The sequence below is a fragment of the Streptacidiphilus sp. MAP12-16 genome (assembly GCF_041262165.1).
In the GTDB taxonomy this organism is placed as follows: Bacteria; Actinomycetota; Actinomycetes; order Streptomycetales; family Streptomycetaceae; genus Streptacidiphilus.
In genome coordinates this window covers 1-17,106 of the sequence record NZ_JBGCBY010000056.1, presented here as the reverse complement: position 1 = coordinate 17,106, position 17,106 = coordinate 1, and the positions used below count along the sequence as shown (strand labels likewise).

9 protein-coding genes are annotated in these 17,106 nt (G+C 71.0%); 6 read left to right on the top strand and 3 right to left on the bottom strand.

What is annotated here, in order from left to right; translation table 11 throughout:
• Positions 1-82: 82 nt before the first annotated feature.
• Entirely contained in the window at positions 83-1,342 is a 1,260-nt protein-coding gene (locus ABIA33_RS37250) for a benzoate/H(+) symporter BenE family transporter (RefSeq protein WP_370088505.1), read from the bottom strand.
• Positions 1,343-1,429: 87 nt separating this feature from the next.
• Here ABIA33_RS37250 and ABIA33_RS37245 point away from each other — a divergent pair, with 87 nt between their 5' ends.
• Positions 1,430-2,011 carry a helix-turn-helix domain-containing protein gene (locus ABIA33_RS37245; protein WP_370088503.1) on the top strand — a complete coding sequence of 194 codons (582 nt, stop codon included), beginning with the start codon at positions 1,430-1,432 and terminating at the stop codon, positions 2,009-2,011.
• 84 nt (positions 2,012-2,095) lie between these two features.
• Positions 2,096-2,944 (top strand): phosphatase PAP2 family protein, encoded by an 849-nt coding sequence (locus ABIA33_RS37240; RefSeq protein WP_370088509.1) that lies wholly within the window; start codon positions 2,096-2,098, stop codon positions 2,942-2,944.
• 87 nt (positions 2,945-3,031) lie between these two features.
• On the opposite strand, the gene ABIA33_RS37235 is transcribed toward ABIA33_RS37240, so the two are convergent.
• Both ABIA33_RS37235 and ABIA33_RS37230 read right to left on the bottom strand, forming a co-directional pair.
• A complete protein-coding gene (locus ABIA33_RS37235; protein ID WP_370088501.1) occupies positions 3,032-3,610 on the bottom strand; it encodes an acetate uptake transporter in 579 nt (192 codons plus the stop codon).
• A 268-nt stretch (positions 3,611-3,878) separates the two neighbouring features.
• The gene (locus ABIA33_RS37230) at positions 3,879-6,635 is read right to left on the bottom strand and encodes a SpoIIE family protein phosphatase (protein ID WP_370088499.1); all 2,757 of its coding nucleotides are present in this window, start codon (positions 6,633-6,635) and stop codon (positions 3,879-3,881) included.
• Between the two features lie 348 nt (positions 6,636-6,983).
• Here ABIA33_RS37230 and ABIA33_RS37225 point away from each other — a divergent pair, with 348 nt between their 5' ends.
• The 4 genes from ABIA33_RS37225 (at position 6,984) to ABIA33_RS37210 (ending at position 16,934) form a co-directional block, all read left to right on the top strand.
• Entirely contained in the window at positions 6,984-11,579 is a 4,596-nt protein-coding gene (locus ABIA33_RS37225; RefSeq protein WP_370088507.1) for a HAMP domain-containing protein, read from the top strand.
• Between the two features lie 559 nt (positions 11,580-12,138).
• On the top strand, positions 12,139-12,843 hold the full coding sequence (locus ABIA33_RS37220) for a two-component system response regulator (RefSeq protein ID WP_370088497.1): 705 nt from the start codon (positions 12,139-12,141) through the stop codon (positions 12,841-12,843).
• A 154-nt stretch (positions 12,844-12,997) separates the two neighbouring features.
• Complete coding sequence (locus ABIA33_RS37215) at positions 12,998-15,823, top strand: DNA translocase FtsK (protein WP_370088495.1); 2,826 nt, start codon at positions 12,998-13,000, stop codon at positions 15,821-15,823.
• A 349-nt stretch (positions 15,824-16,172) separates the two neighbouring features.
• Complete coding sequence (locus ABIA33_RS37210; RefSeq protein ID WP_370088493.1) at positions 16,173-16,934, top strand: helix-turn-helix domain-containing protein; 762 nt, start codon at positions 16,173-16,175, stop codon at positions 16,932-16,934.
• Positions 16,935-17,106: the final 172 nt, after the last annotated feature.

Genomic DNA, 17,106 nt, shown 5'->3' with positions numbered 1-17,106 from the left:
ACTGCAGGGGGGACCCTGTGGGAGAGTAGGACGCCGCCGAACAACCATTGACAGTAAGCCCCCTGACCACCGGTCAGGGGGCTTAACTGCGTTCCGCCTCGGTCGCGGGCTGCGTCGGTGCGGGCGCAGGCGGAGTGGCGTGGGGAAGGAGGACGTAGGCGGCAAGGCCGGCGACAAGCCCCCAGAATGGGGAGCCGATGCCGAACACGGAGACGCCCGATGCGGTGACGACGAAGGCGATGACGGCCGACTCGCGTCCGGCTTCCCGGGTGAGGGCCGCGGCGAGGGCGGAGCCAAGGGTGCCGAGCAGGGCCAGGCCGGCGACCGCCTCGACGAGGAGCGGGGGAGCCGTGGCAAGCAGCGCTGCAGATAGCCCGGCGGTGAGGCCGAAGAAAATGTAGACCGCCCCTGCAGTGACTGAGGCGATCCAGCGGCGTCCGCGCTCCGGGTGGGCATCGGGGCCGGCCGAGAGGGCGGCGGTGATTGCGGCCAGATTGACCATGTAGGCGCCGCCGGGGGCGGCGAGTGCGGTGGTGAGTCCAGTGCTGAGGAGCACGGCCCGGGTGGGCGGCCGGTAGCCGAAGTGGGTGAGTACGGCGATGCCGGGGACGTTCTGTGCGGCCATCGTGATCACGTAGAGCGGGATCGCGATACCGGCGAGGGAGCCCAGGGTGAGGGCCGGGGTCGTGAGGGTCACGCTGGGCAGCAGCCCCGTGGCGGAGCCCGCTGAGCCGGAGTGGCGCAGGAGAAGCAGGCAGACGGTCATGGCCAGGGCGCCAGGGGTGGCCCAGCGCCGGGCGAAGCGGGTGAGCAGGAGCCAGACGGCGATCACGGGCAGGGCCAGGGTGGGGAGTTGGACGGCCGCTCGGACCGGGGCGAGGCAGAGGGGGAGCAGCACGCCGGCGAGGAGCGCGGTGGCGAGGGGCGCGGGGATCGTGACGACCCAGCGGCCGAGCCGTGACCAGAGGCCAGTCAGGCTGATCAGCAGCCCGCTGATCATGAACGCGCCGATGGCGCTGCGGTAGCCGCCGCTCTGGTGTCCGGCGCTGAGGAGCAGCGCGGCACCGGGGGTGGACCAGGCGATGCTGATGGGCTGGCGGTAGCGCAGTCCCAGCCCGATCGCGAGTCCGCCCATGGCGAGGCAGAGCAGCAGCAGGCCGGAAACGGCCTGGTGCTGGTCGGCGCCGACGGCGCGAAGGCCGGCGAGGACGAGGACGAAGGAGCTGGCGAAGCCGACGACGGCAGTGACCAGTCCTGCAGTGAGGGGTTGCCCCAGGCCGCGGTGAGGCGCGCCAGGCGCCTGCCGGACTGGGGCCTCGGTGCTGGGGTCTCTGGTTGCCATGCTGTCCCTTGCCGCCGGGTGCCGTCGTATGGTGCCGGCCTATCGTTCCGTTTATGGAACGATAGGCCAAGGGGAATACTTGACGCCATGGATCAGGCATGGACGAGCAGCGCCGCCGCCGAGACGGGTCGGCGGATCCGCCGGCTGAGGGGCGAAAGAGGGCTCAGTCTCTCGGAGTTGGCGCGCCGTGCCGCCATCGGCAAGGCCACCCTCTCCGGGTTGGAGACGGGCACCCGCAATCCGACGGCGGAAACGCTCTACGCCATCGCCGGCCAGTTGGGCGTGCCACTGGCGACGCTGCTTTCGGCTCCGCGTGACGGCCGAAACGCCGTGCCGGTGGTGCACGGGGAGGCCGTTTCGGCCACGCTGCTCGAGGTGTTCGAGGACGGCGGCGTGAGCACGGAGCTCTACCGGCTGAGCATCCGTCCCGGTCCGGTGCAGACCTCACCGGCGCACGCGGCGGGGGTGGTCGAGTACCTGACGGTGTTCACCGGAACGGCGCAGGTGGGTCCGGTGGATGCGCCGCTGGTCGTGAGGGCCGGAGAGCACGCCTCCTGGGTCTCGGACGGCCGGCACACCTACGCGGCGCTGGGCGAGACCACGGTCGAGGCCGGCCTGCTTATCAGACATCCCCTGGCGAACAGCCTGCCGAAAACCCCGCGCGGCTGATCACTGGCCGTCCCGCGACCCCGCGCTGCGGACTGTCGGTGCAGGCGGTTACGGTGTGGCCTACACGGGGAGAGGGCGGTGACCATGCAGAACCTCACGCTGTCCTGGCAGTCGGCAGGGGTCGTCGGCGCGACGGCGTTCGCCGCGTCCGTCCTGGTCCGCCGAAGCGGGCGGCCCGCGGCCGCGCTGGTCCTGCGTGAGACCGCGACGGTACTGGGGCTCTTCGCCGTGTGGCAGTTCGCCGGACAGTTGTCGGTGATGGGCACCGACGGCGCGATGGCGCGTGGTCAGTGGCTCTGGGACATGGAGCGAAGACTCGGGCTGCCCAACGAGTACTCCATGCAGCAGTGGGTGCTCCCGCACCCTCTGCTGGTGCAGGGGGCCAACTACTACTACGCCGTCATGCACTTCGGCGCCATGACGACGCTGCTGGCGTGGGTGTTCCTCAGGCACCGGCACGCGTATCCGTGGGTGCGGACGACCCTCGTCCTGGTCACCGCCGCCTCGCTGATCGTCCAGCTGATACCGGTCGCGCCGCCTCGCCTGCTTGCCGGAACCGGCCTGGTGGACACGGGGGTTCAGTACGGACAGTCGGTGTACGGGGAGACGATCGGTGGGCTGCAGGCCGATTCGTACTCCGCGATGCCGTCGGTGCATGTGGCCTGGTGTGTGCTGGTCGCGGTCGCGGTGATCCGGACCAGCCCCAGCCGTTGGCGCTGGCTGGTCCTCGTGCATCCGGTGCTGACCGTCGCCGTCGTGCTGTTGACCGCGAACCACTTCTGGCTGGACGGGGTCGCAGCCGTCGCCCTGCTGCTGCTGTCGTACCTGGCCCAGTGGGTGTTCGCGCGGGTGCTCGTGCGCCGGCGGCTGCGGCGGGCGGCGGAGCCCGCGGCCGTCACGGACGAGACCGAGCCGATATCCGTGCAGGTGTAGCCGAGGGCGGTCCGGACAGCCGGATGGGTCGGGCATCCCCCCACGGGACGCCCGACCCATCACCCACGTGCTGCCCGCAACCTGCGGTCAGCGGACCGGGAGCCCGACTCGGCCCCAGGAACCCCCGGCCAGTGCTGAGGTGGCGCTGTACCAGGCCAGTACTCCGGCGGCCGCCGCCACCCAGCCCGCGACCTTGCCGAGGGTGTCGTTACCGGCCAGGGTGCCGACCGCCAGCAGCACCAGGGCGATGGTGAACAGGGCGTACACCCCGCGCACCAGGGTGCCGCCGAGCCAGTGGGCGGCGGTGAGGCTGAGGGCCAGCAGCGCCCAGAGGATGAGGAAGAGACCGGCGGCGTCCTTCCCAGAAGGGGCTGCCTGGGCCCAGGCGACCCAGAAGGCTCCGAGGCCCGCGAAGGCGGTTCCGGTGGCGGCGCTGCCGCCGCGGAACTCCAGCAGTCCGGCGATGAACAGGGTGAGACCGCCCACGAAGAGCGCCAGGGACCCCGCGTCCTTGACGCCCGCGCCGCTCAGGACGCCGGTGCCGAGGAGGCCGAAGGCGAGGAGGGTGAGTCCGAGGGCGAGGTAGCCGAGCGGGCCGGCTGCGGATCCCAGGGGTATCGGAGAGGTGGTGCGGGCATGCTGTGCCACCGCGGCTTCGTTGCTCACGGGGGCTCCTTTCACTGGTGCTGCTGTGGGGTGCTGACGATCGTCGGCAGCGACGTTGAGTGCTGCCCCCGTGCGCGTTCGGGCGCCGTTGCCCGGGCGAACGATGAGGCGAAGGGAGGTCGACCGCGTTTTCCTGCCACCTGATCCGTACCCGACAGTGACGGCGTGTCAACCTTCCGTAATCATAGATTTATCGACCACTTGCGAAAGCGGCGGGACAGGGGCCGATCGCCGAGGTAGTTCAGCCGAGATACCGCAGAGCGGGCGTTCAGCTGCCCGAGGGCCCGCGCTGTGCCGGGACGCGCAGGGCGAGGATCGCCATGTCGTCGGAGGCGGGTTCCGGCGCGAAGCGCTCGACCGCGCGCAGTACCCGGGCGGCCACCGCGCCTGCGGTGAGCCCGGTACAGCCCGCGAGGACGTCTGCCAGGCCGTCGTCGCCCAGCATCCGCGACCCCTCCCGACGCTCGGTGATGCCGTCGGTGACGCACAGCAGGACGTCGCCCGGATCCAGGACGAAGAGCTCCTCGGTGAGTTCCAGGTCCTCGATCACGCCGAGCAGAGGCTGTGGCTCGGCAGCCGGCGTGACCGTGCCGTCGGGGCTGAGGCGGAGCGGCAGCGGATGTCCCGCGCAGACCGAGCGCAGCTCCACCGTTCCGTCCTGACGTGGCGTCATCTCGCCGTAGAGCAGGGTGAGGAAGCGGCTGCGCGCACCCTCGTCGAGGATCGCGGCGTTGAGCCGCTTGAGCACCTCGGGCGCCGACAGACCCTCGCGGGCGAGCAACCGCAGCGAGTGCCGGGCGAGGCCGGTGACGGAGGCCGCCTCGGGGCCGGTGCCGCAGACGTCGCCGATGGCGAAGCCGTACGTCCCCTCGCGGATGGTGAAAACGTCGTAGAAGTCGCCGCCGACCTCGTTTCCCTCGCCCGCCGCGCGGTAGATCACCTCGACCTCGACGCCGGGGATCTTGGGGAGGTCCGGCGGCAGCAGGCTGCGCTGCAGGGCGCGGCTGATGGCAGTGCGCTCCGAGTACAGCCGGGCGTTGTCGAGGGCCAGAGCCGCACGGCGGGAGAGGTCCTCGGCGAGTTCCAGGATCTCGCGGCGGAACTTCTCGTCGGCGGCCTTCCCGAGGGTCAGCATCCCGATCACGCGGTTGCGGGCGACGAGCGGCAGCACCACGGTCTCGCCGCCGACGGTGACGGCGGTGGCCAGTGCGGTCGCCGGACCCGAACCGGGGGTCGGGCGGGTCGTTCCCTGCCGGCCGAGACTGCGCAGGGAGACGCGCATGGCGGCCTCGTGGGCGGCTGCGGCGGGGGCACGCCAATTGCGCGCGCCCGGCAGGTTGAGCGGTTCCGGCGGTGGGATCTGCGCTAGCAGGTCGCGGAGCCCGTCGATCTGGTCCTCGTCCTCGTGCAGGACGAAGGCCAGCTCGGGCGCGGACTGGTCGGAGATGGTGTAGACGGCGCACCAGGCGGCGAGCGTGGGGACGGTCATCTGCGCCATCAGCGCGAGGGTTTGGTCCCGTTCCAGCGTCCCCGCGAGCAGGTCCGACGCCTCGACCAGGAAGGACAGCGAGCCTCTGCGCAGCCGCTCCAGCTCGGTGAGCCGCGCGCTCTCCACTGCCAGGGCGATCCGGTCGGCGGCGAACTGCAGCCTGAGCGCGTCCTCGTTGCGATACTGGCCGGCCGCCTGCGCCGCGACGCCCAGCGATCCGGTGAGCCGTCCCTCGACCTTGAGCGGCACGGTCACCACGGAGCGCAGGCCGGTGCCGGAGAGCAGGGGCATCGCGCCGGGCTGCCCGGTGAGGTCGTCGTGGACGGCGGGCAGCCGGGCGGAGCCGTAGCGGCCGGTGCCCGCCTCGACCGGGACCCGGGCGAAGCGCTGGCGTCCCGAGGGCAGCCCGCAGCTGGCCCGTACTTCGAGCTCGGTCTCGTCGTCGGTGGCCAGCAGCAGGTACGCGGCGTCACCGTCGAGCATGTCGCGGGCGCGTTCGACGGTGCGTTGCAGCAGCCCGTCGAGGTCGTCGGGGGCCGGTGAGCCGATGAAGGCGTCGAACGACTGGGGTCCGCCGTGGCCGCCGGGGCCCTGGCCGTCCAGGTGGCCGCCGACCCCCGTGCCGTCGGCGGGCTGGCCCCGGAAGGGGGACTGCAGGACGGCGCGTTCCTGGTCGCGAACCAGCAGGCAGACGGTCGAGGCCACGCCCCCGCTGTCGCGCACGCGCAAGTGGGCCCCGTAGACAGGCATGGTCCTGCCGTCGCCGCAGCGCAGCCCGTAGCTGCCCTCCCAGCGGGACAGCCGCAGGGCCTCGTCCAGGCCCAGGCCCGTGCCGGGCGTCTGCGGCCAGGCGGCGTAGCAGCTCAGCGGCTTGCCGACGGTCTGCGTGGCAGCCAGCTGGAACAGAGCCTCGGCGTCCCGGTTCCAGGCCGTGACCACGCCGTCGGCGTCGACCTGGAGGACGGCGACTCGGACGGTGGACTCGGCGGGGGGCAGCAGGCTGTCGGGGGTGACCGGGCCGGCGAAGCGGGTTCCGGCCGCCCGTGCCGGGAGGTCGAGCTGGAACCAGACGCATTTGTGGGTCGGTACGTAGTCGACGCCCCAGCGTGAGGCGAGCGCCGCGCACAGCAGCAACCCGCGGCCGCCCTCCCGTTCGAGATCCGCTCGGCCGGTCTCATAGGAACGGCCGTCCCGGGGGCTGCCGATCGTGGTACTGATCACGTCGGTCCGGCCGGCTCGTTCCGCCCCGACTTCCGCCTGCGCGTAGTACGCGCCGTCGTAGACCGGGACGGTGCGCTTGGGATAGCGGTCGGCGACCTCGATCCGTACCGAGTTCTCCTCGCGCAGGCAGAGCACCTCGGCGGCGGTGCCCGCGTGGACCACGGCGTTGGTGACCAACTCGCTGGCCAGCACCACCGCGTCGTCCACAACCTCGGAAAACCCCCAGCCCTGCAGGGTGTCGCGGACGAAGGCTCGTGCGGACGCCACGGAGCGGCCGACCGGCTCGAACGTGGCGGTTGCCCGCGCGGTGACCACGAGGTGACTCCTCTGTTCCTGTGCTGGGGACAACGGTCCTACGGCCGTCAGGTTACTTTCCAGGCGCACGTCGCCGTGCCCGATCGGCAAGCCGATACCCTGCGCCACCCCTCGCGCAACCCCCGATGGTCGCTAGATTGTGGAGCACAGGACAGGCGTCGCCGCGCGCGCACCCCGGAGCAACGTACCGGGCATTCGCGCGGGGCGGCGCGGGTCGGGAACTCTGGAGGGACCCCGGTGGATTCAGGCAGGGCGACAGCAACGGCAGCAGCCCGTAGCGGCAGGGGCCGCCGAAACCGGGGTGCGGACGCGGCGGACCTGCGGAAGCTGCTGTCCGCGCTGACCGCCATGCGCGACGGCAACTTCCGCCGGCGGATGACCGTCCCCGGTGACTCGGTGATGGCTGAGGTCGCTGCCGTCTTCAACGAGATCGCTGAGCGCAACCAGCACCTCACCGGTGAGTTGGCCCGGGTCAGACGGGCCGTCGGGCGCGAGGGCCGGTTGTCGGAGCGGCTGGAGATCGGTGCGGGCGAGGGCGCCTGGGGAGCGGCGGTCGACAACTGCAACGCCCTGATCGACGACCTGGCCCGGCCGATGGCCGAGGTCGGCCGGGTGCTCGGCTCGATCGCCGAGGGTGACCTGGACCAGCGGATGGAGCTGCGCGCGCTCGGCCCCGACGGCGGCACACATCCGCTGCGCGGGGAGTTCCTCAAGGTGGGCCGCACGGTGAACGGCCTGGTCGCGTCGCTCTCGGAGTTCACCGACGAGGTCACCCGGGTCGCCATCGAGGTCGGCACCGAGGGCAAGCTGGGCGGCCAGGCGCGGGTGCGCGGGGTGTCCGGCAGCTGGAAGGACCTCACCGACTCCGTCAACATGATGGCGAGTCGGCTGACCGCTCAGGTCCGCGACATCGCGCTGGTGACCACGGCCGTGGCCAAGGGTGATCTGAGCAACAAGGTCACCGTCCATGTCGCGGGCGAGATGCTGGAGTTGAAGAACACCGTCAACACGATGGTGGACCAGCTCTCCGGTTTCGCCTCCGAGGTGACCCGGGTCGCCCGCGAGGTCGGCACAGAGGGGCGCCTGGGCGGCCAGGCGACCGTTCCCGGCGTCGCCGGGACCTGGAAGGACCTGACCGACAACGTCAACCTGATGGCGACCAACCTCACCGTCCAGGTGCGCAACATCGCCCAGGTGACGACGGCGGTGGCGCGGGGCGACCTGTCGCAGACCATCGAGGTCGACGCCCGCGGCGAGATCCTGGAGCTGAAGAACACCATCAACACCATGGTCGACCAGCTCTCCGGCTTCGCCGAGCAGGTCACCAGGGTCGCCCGCGAGGTCGGCACGGACGGCATCCTGGGCGGCCAGGCCATGGTGCCCGGCGCGGCGGGGGTGTGGCGGGACCTGACCGACAACGTCAACTTCATGGCCGGGAACCTGACCGGCCAGGTCCGCAACATCGCGCAGGTCGCGATGGCGGTGGCGCGCGGCGACCTGTCGCAGAAGATCACGGTGGACGCCCGCGGCGAGATCCTGGGTCTCAAGACCACGTTGAACACCATGGTCGACCAGCTGTCCGCGTTCGCGGACGAGGTCACCCGCGTCGCCCGCGAGGTCGGCACCGAGGGCACCCTGGGCGGCCAGGCCGAGGTGCCGGGAGTCTCGGGCACCTGGAAGGACCTGACCGACAACGTCAACTTCATGGCCAACAACCTGACCGGGCAGGTCCGCAACATCGCCGAGGTCACCACGGCCGTGGCACGCGGCGACCTGTCAAAGAAGATCACGGTCTCGGCCCGGGGCGAGATCCTGGAACTGGTCACCACCGTCAACACCATGGTGGACCAGCTGTCCGTGTTCGCCGACGAGGTGACCCGCGTCGCGCGCGAGGTCGGCACCGAGGGCATCCTCGGCGGCCAGGCCCGGGTCAAGGGGGTCTCCGGGATCTGGCGCGACCTGGCCGAGAACGTCAACTTCATGGCCAGCAACCTGACTTTCCAGGTACGCAACATCGCCCAGGTCGCCACGGCCGTCGCCGGCGGCGACCTCTCCAAGAAGATCACCATCGAGGCCCAGGGCGAGGTCGCTGCCCTCGCCGACACCCTCAACACGATGGTCGACCAGCTGTCGGCGTTTGCGGACGAGGTCACCCGGGTCGCCCGCGAGGTCGGCACCGACGGGACACTGGGCGGCCAGGCCCGGGTGGCCGGCGTGGCCGGAATCTGGAAGGACCTGACCGACAACGTCAACCAGATGGCCAACAACCTCACCGGGCAGGTCCGCAACATCGCCCAGGTGACGACGGCCGTCGCCAAGGGCGACCTGTCCAAGAAGATCGACGTGGACGCCCGCGGCGAGATCCTGGAGCTCAAGACCACCATCAACACGATGGTCGACCAGCTGTCGGCGTTCGCCGACGAGGTCACCCGGGTCGCCCGCGAGGTGGGCACGGACGGCCGCCTCGGCGGCCAGGCCCGCGTGCCCGGAGTCGCCGGAACCTGGCAGGACCTCACCGAGTCCGTCAACGAGCTGGCCGGCAACCTGACCCGGCAGGTGCGCGCCATCGCCCAGGTCGCCACCGCAGTGACCAGGGGCGACCTGTCGCTGCGGATCGACGTGGACGCGTCCGGAGAGCTCGACGAGCTCAAGGACAACATCAACCAGATGATCGCCAACCTGCGCGAGACCACCCGTACCAACCAGGAGCAGGACTGGCTGAAGACCAACCTGGCCCGGATCTCCGGTCTGATGCAGGGCCGCCGCGACCTGGAGGCGGTCGCCTCCCTGATCATGAGCGAGCTCACCCCGGTCGTCTCCGCCCAGCACGGCGCGTTCTTCCTGGCCCAGCCCGCGAGCCGTCCGCCGGACCTGGTCCCGGACGAGGAGGACGACAGCGACCTGATCCTGCGGCTCATCGGCTCCTACGGCTACCAGCGCCGCGCCATGCCGACGACTTTCCGACCCGGCGAGTCCCTGATCGGGCAGGCGGCGGTGGAGAAGAGGCCGATCCTGCTCAAGTCCGCGCCCCCCGGCTACCTCAAGATCGCCTCGGGCCTGGGCGAGGCCGCGCCGGTGAACATCATCGTCATGCCGGTGCTGTTCGAAGGCAGGCTGCTCGGGGTCATCGAGCTGGCCTCGTTCAACAACTTCAACAAGGTCAGCCTGGACTTCCTCGACCAGATCGCCGAGATGATCGGCGTCACCGTCAACACCATCTCGGTCAATACCAAGACCGAGGGACTGCTGCTGGAGTCGCAGCGGCTCACCGCCGAACTCTCGATGCGCTCGGCCGAGTTGGAGGCCAGGCAAGAGGAGCTCCAGCGCTCCAACGCCGAGTTGGAGGAGAAGGCGGAGCTGCTGGCCACCCAGAACCGCGACATCGAGATCAAGAACTCCGAGATCGAGGAGGCGCGCCAGGTACTCGAGGAGCGTGCGGAACAGCTCGCGCTCTCCTCGCGCTACAAGTCGGAGTTCCTCGCCAACATGTCGCACGAGCTGCGCACGCCGCTCAACTCGCTGCTGATCCTGGCCAAGCTGCTCACCGACAACGCCGAGGGCAACCTCTCTCCCAAGCAGGTCGAGTTCGCCGAGACCATCCACGGCGCGGGCTCCGACCTGCTCCAGCTGATCAACGACATCCTGGACCTCTCCAAGGTCGAGGCTGGCAAGATGGACGTCCGCCCGGCCCGGATCGCGCTGGTCCAGCTCGTCGACTACGTCGAGGCGACGTTCCGCCCGCTCACCGCGGACAAGGGCCTGGACTTCGCGGTGCAGGTCTCGCCGGAGCTGCCGGTGACCCTGCACACGGACGAGCAGCGGCTCCAGCAGGTGTTGCGCAACCTGCTGTCCAATGCCGTGAAGTTCACCGACTCCGGGGCCGTCGAGCTGCTGATCCAGCCCGCCGGGGGCGGTCACGCCCAGCACCCGGTTCCGCAGCACATCCAGGAGCAGTTGCTGGAGACCGGCGCGATCGGCGACCCGGACGATCAGCTGATCGCGTTCTCGGTCACGGACACGGGCATCGGCATCCCGCAGAACAAGCTCCGGGAGATCTTCGAGGCGTTCAAGCAGGCCGACGGCACCACCAGCCGCAAGTACGGCGGCACCGGCCTCGGGCTCTCCATCAGCAGGGAGATCGCCCGCCTGCTGGGCGGTGAGATCCACTCGGAGAGCGAGTTGGAGCGCGGCAGCACCTTCACGCTCTACCTGCCGCTCGACTCCGGTCAGGACGGTGCGGGCGCGGCCGACGCGGGTCTGACGGACACCTGGGGCCGCATCGTGGCGGCGGGGGGCAGCCCGGCCCAGCAGTGGGCCGACGAGGTGCGGGAGGCAGCACAGGAACGCCGGCGCGAGGCGGCGGCCCTGGCGGCGCTGCCCCGTCCGACGCCGGCTCAACCGCCGACCGGGGCCCGCCAGAACGGCCGGGCCCGCTGGTCCGAGTCCCCGCGCGACCAGGCCGACCCGCAGCCGCTGCCGGACCAGCCCAACGGGTCGGGCGCGGCGGGAGTGACTGCCCCGGTCGACGGCTTCGCCCCGGCGGGACCGTTCGGCGGCTACTTCGACGGCGAGAAGGTCCTCATCGTCGACGACGACATCCGCAATGTGTTCGCCCTCACCAGCGTGCTGGAGCAGTACGGCCTGACCGTGCTGTACGCGGAGAACGGGCGCGAGGGGATTGAGGTGCTCGAACAGCACGAGGACGTGGCGCTGGTCCTGATGGACATCATGATGCCGGAGATGGACGGCTACACCACGACCGAGGCCATCCGTCGGATGCCGCAGTTCACCGGGCTGCCGATCATCGCGCTGACCGCGAAGGCGATGAAGGGCGACAAGGAGAAGAGCCTGGCGGCGGGCGCCTCCGACCATGTGACCAAGCCGGTCGACACGGACCACCTGCTCGCCGTGATGGAGCACTGGCTGCGCGCCCGCGGGCGGTGAGCGGCGGCGGTGGGGAGCGGCGGCGCGACGAGTCGCGGTGACGGACGGGCGTGACGGACGGCTGTGACGCCCGCAGACTCCCGGCCTGGACATCCGTCCAGTTCCGGGCGGTCTTCGGACCTATCTGTCTGCGGAGCCCGGCCGCATGCGTCGCCCGGCCCCGGGGACGTGTCATCCGACCTGTGATCGGGCAGGTGTCTGGAACCCGCGGTCCTGGTGCGTCCCCGCCGTCCTGTCCCCCGATCCCGCCGGACCTGTACCCACTCGTAGGGGTGGTGGCCGTTTCGGAACGGAACCGGATAGGGTCACTCGGCGTTGCTACCGGTATCGACTGGGTCACCAGGGTGCCGAGTTCCGGACGCGGATTGACGGTGGCGTGGGTGGCGGGCAGTGAGGTGCGGCTAGCATGACCGTGACGAGCACGACCGGGATCAGCAGGACAGACAGCGGTGGGACCACCACAGGCGGCACGGGCGGAACCGTGCCCGGAGCGGGCGGCGCGCGAGTGCCGTCCTACGGGACGTCAACCGGAGCGGTTCCGGGGCGAGGAGGGCAGGCCATGGTGCAGAAGGCCAAGATCCTCCTGGTCGACGACCGGCCGGAGAACCTGCTCGCGCTAGAGGCCATTCTCTCCGCGCTGGACCAGACCCTGGTGCGTGCGTCGTCCGGCGAGGAAGCACTGAAGGCTCTGCTCACCGACGACTTCGCGGTGATCCTGCTCGACGTCCAGATGCCCGGTATGGACGGGTTCGAGACCGCGGCGCACATCAAGCGGCGCGAGCGGACCCGGGACATTCCCATCATCTTCCTGACCGCGATCAACCACGGTCCGCACCACACCTTCCGCGGCTATGCCGCAGGGGCGGTCGACTACATCTCCAAGCCGTTTGACCCCTGGGTGCTGCGGGCCAAGGTCTCCGTCTTCGTCGAGCTGTACATGAAGAACTGTCAGCTCAAGGAGCAGGCGGCGTTGCTGCGGCTGCAACTCGACTCGGGCGCGGCCGGCGGGAACGGCAACGGCAACGCCATCGGCGAGTCCGCACGGCGCGGCGGTCCGGCCGGCGGTCTGCTCGCGGAGCTCTCGGCCCGGCTCGCCGCGGTCGAGGAGCAGGCCGAGGCCCTGACCAAGCAGTTGGACGGATCGGCGGACGCCAGTGCCGTGGCCACGGCCACGCATCTGGAGCGCAAGCTCTCCGGCCTGCGCCGAGCGCTGGACGCGCTGGAGCCCGGTACCGGCAGCCCGGCCGCGGCCGCGGGGAACTGACGGCGTGAACGGCGTGAACGGCGTGAACTGACGGCGTGAACTGATGCCGCGAACTGACGCGGCGTTCGCTCGGTGGTCCGGCCTGTCCGACACGACCGGAGCAACCGGACGCGGCACATGTTGTGCCTGAGCCACCACCGGTAACCTGAGCCGCATGGCCACACGCATGTCCGGAAGCGGTTCGCGTACCCGAGGTGCGGGGACGGCGAAGAAAGCTGCCGCCGGACAGGCGAAGAAGGCGGCCCCGGTGAAGAAGGCCGCGGCTGCCAAGCCCGCCGCGAAGAGGACCGCGCCGGCGAAGAAGGCGGCCACTGCGGCGAAGCCCCCGGCCCCGCCGAAGCCGATGGCCTACCGTGCGGTGCGCGGCAGTTGGCTCGGCCTCGCGCACGGCGTCGGGGCGATGGCACGCGGCGTCGGTGACGGCGCCAAGGGGCTGAACCCCGCGCATCGCAAGGACGGCCTGGCACTGCTGCTGATCGCCCTGGCGCTCCTGGTCGCCACCGGTTCCTGGTCGGACCCGCAGGGCTGGCTCGGCGTCGCCGTCACCAATGTGGTCAAAGGCGCGTTCGGCCGCCTGACCATGGTCGTGCCGATAGTCCTGGGCGGCATCGCCGTCCGTCTGATGCGCCATCCGGAGCGGCCGGAGGCCAACGGACGGATCGTCATCGGTCTCGGCGCGCTCACCTTCGGCATCCTCGGACTGGTGCACATCGGCTGCGGAGCGCCCGGACTGCACGCCGGCGCGAGCCGTATCCGGGGAGCGGGCGGTCTGATCGGCCTGGCCGCATCCCGACCGCTGATGGCGGCGGCCGGACCGGCGTTGGCGGTGCCGCTGCTGCTTCTGGTCACCTTCTTCGGGCTGCTGGTCGTCACCGCGACACCGGTCAACCAGATCCCCCAGCGGCTGCGCCTGCTCGGCGAACGGCTGTCCCTGGTCGAGCCCCAGCTCCCCGACCACGGGCAGGGACCGGGTAACGACGGATTCGAGGACAGCGACCTCGACGGACTCGGTTTCGTGACCGAGTTCGAGGGCGAGCCCGGCACTCCCGCCGAGCGTGCCGCCCTGCTGGCCAAGCGCGAGCAGTTGGAGCAGCAGGGCGCGCCGGCACCGCGCCGTCGCCGTCCCCGACGCCGCCAGGGTGCTTCCGCCGACCAGACCGGCGCCCCCGGCGGCCTGGACGCCATCGACGTCGCCGCAGCGGCGGCCGCGGCCCTCGACGGCGCGGTGCTGCACGGAGTCCAGCCGTCCGCCACGCTCGCCGACGTGCTGAACCGGGTCAGGGACCGGACGCCGCCGAGCGACGCGCCGGCCGCGCCGTACGAGGACCCGGGTGTACCGCCCGCCCGCCGTGAGGAGTCCGTCGAGTCGGACTCCGTCTCGTTCGCCAAGGAGGCAGCGGGCGCAGCGGGCGAGGCGGACGCAGCCCCGGTGGACGGTGCCGAGGTGGACGCTGCGCCGACGGCCGCCGAAGGCATCCCGCCACTGCGGTCCGAGCAGCTGCGCCTGCCCGCGGACAGCACCTACCAGCTTCCCCCGCCCGACCTGCTCACCCGGGGTGGCCCCGGCAAGGCCCGCAGCAAGGCCAACGACGACGTCGTGGCCGCGCTCACCAACGTCTTCGCCGAGTTCAAGGTCGACGCGGCCGTCACCGGTTTCACCCGCGGCCCCACGGTGACGCGCTACGAGGTCGAGCTCGGACTGGCCGTCAAGGTCGAACGGATCACGGCCCTCGCCCGCAATATCGCGTACGCCGTGGCCAGCCCCGACGTCCGGATCATCAGCCCGATCCCGGGGAAGTCCGCCGTCGGCATCGAGATCCCCAACACCGACCGGGAGATGGTCAACCTCGGCGACCTGCTGCGCTCGCCGATCGCCACCAACGACTCCCACCCGATGATCGTCGGCATGGGCAAGGACGTGGAGGGCCAGACCAGCGTCGCCAACCTGGCGAAGATGCCGCACATCCTGGTGGCCGGGGCCACCGGCGCGGGCAAGTCCTCCTGCATCAACTGCCTGATCACCTCCATCCTGATGCGGGCCACGCCCGATGAGGTCCGGCTGGTCCTGGTCGACCCCAAGCGGGTCGAGCTGACGGCGTACGAAGGTGTCCCGCACCTGATCACGCCGATCATCACCAACCCCAAGAAGGCCGCGGAGGCCCTGCAGTGGGTGGTCCGCGAGATGGACCTGCGCTACGACGACCTGGCAGCCTTCGGCTTCCGCCACGTCGACGACTTCAACCGCGCGGTCCGGTCCGGCAAGGCGCAGCCGCCGCTCGGCAGCGAGCGCGTCCTGGAGCCGTATCCGTATTTGCTGGTCATCGTGGACGAGCTGGCCGACCTGATGATGGTCGCCCCGCGCGACGTCGAGGACTCCATCGTCCGGATCACGCAGCTGGCCCGTGCCGCGGGAATCCACCTGGTGCTCGCCACGCAACGGCCCAGCGTGGACGTCGTCACCGGTCTGATCAAGGCGAACGTCCCGTCCAGACTCGCCTTCGCCACCTCCTCGCTGGCCGACAGCCGGGTGATTCTGGACCAACCCGGCGCCGAGAAGCTGATCGGCAAGGGCGACGCGCTGTTCCTGCCGATGGGCGCGGGCAAGCCGGTCCGGATGCAGGGCGCGTTCGTGACGGAGGAGGAGATCGCGGCCGTCGTGGACCACTGCAAGGCCCAGGCGCGGACCGAGTACCGCGCCGACGTCTCCGTGGGCAGCGGCCCCCGGAAGGAGATCGACGAGGAGATCGGCGACGACATGGACCTGCTGGTCCAGGCCGCGGAGCTGGTCGTCTCCACCCAGTTCGGGTCCACCTCGATGCTGCAGCGCAAGCTCCGGGTCGGCTTCGCCAAGGCGGGGCGGCTGATGGACCTGATGGAGTCGCGCGGCATCGTCGGACCCAGCGAGGGCTCCAAGGCGCGTGACGTACTGATCCAGCCGGACGAGCTGGACGCGGTGCTGCTCACCCTCCGGGGGCAGTGATCGGGAGCCGCGCCGTAGCCCGCCGACCTGACAAACCGTCACCACTGCTCGGGCGTGGCCGTACGACTTCCGGACGATCGGGTGCACATTCGGGCGTATCCGGGTTGATGGCCCCTCGGGGTCGCCCCCTAGACTGGAAGCCTCCGGTTTTCGACACGAAACCGCAGCAGCAGGTGGCCAACGCTCGAAAGGCGCCATAGTGACCATCGGCAAGTCCCCTTCCGGAGACCCCGGCCGAACTGCTCGACCCAAGAACGGACCCCAGAACGGCCCCCGGGGGCGCGCAGCCGCGGGCAGGAAGACGCCTGAGGAGTCCGCCGCGGCGGCCCCGGAGCCCACCCCGGACGCCGTGGTCGAGCCCTCCATCGGACAGATCCTCGGCCGTGCGCGGCTGGCAGCCGAGCTGACCGTCGAAGAGGTCAGCGCGCAGACGCGGGTACGGGTGCCCATCATCCACGCCGTCGAGGACGACGACTTCAGCCGCTGTGGCGGCGACTTCTACGCCCGCGGCCACATCCGGGCCATCGCCCGGGCGGTCGACACGGACGGCGACGTCCTCGTCGCCCGCTACGACGACGCCCACGGCGGGTCGCCGGCGGCGGCCCGGCCGGTTCCGATCTTCGAGGCTGAGCGGATCCGTTCGGAGCGCCGCCGCCCCAACTGGACCGGAGCGATGGTCGCGGCGATCGTGGTGGTCGTCGCGGTGATCGGCTTCAACCTGACCAGCGGCAAGAGCAGGGCGCCGCTGGCGCAGGCGGCCGTCGTACCGTCCGCGACCGCCTCGCCCAGTGCCGTGGCCTCGAAGCCGCCGGCGGTGCCCACGGCGAGCGCGGTCGCGGCGGCCCCGGCCGGCCGGGTGACGCTCAAGATCAGCGCGGAGTCGGCTGACACCTGGCTCCTGGTGAAGGACAGCACGGGCAAGACGGTGTACCAGGACAACCTCGCGAAGGGCGGGTCGCAGACCTTCACCGATCCCAAGGAGTTGAAGATCGTGCTCGGGAACGGCGGCGCCGCGCATGTCTGGGTGAACGGCAAGGACCTCGGCAAGGCCGGAACCGACGGGCAGGTCGTCAACGCGACCTACACGCCGGGGGACCCCCAGGCGGGGTGACCTGCCGGTCCTGGCACGTGAAATCCTCGGTGCTGTGCTGGTTCGGGGAGCCACTCCCCGGGACCCTGGGTGACGCTGTGGTGGGCCTGGAGGGGCTGGTCGCGTCACGCACGTGAAAACCTCGGTGCTGTGCTGGTTCGGGGAGCCACTCCCCGGGCCCCTGGGTGACGCT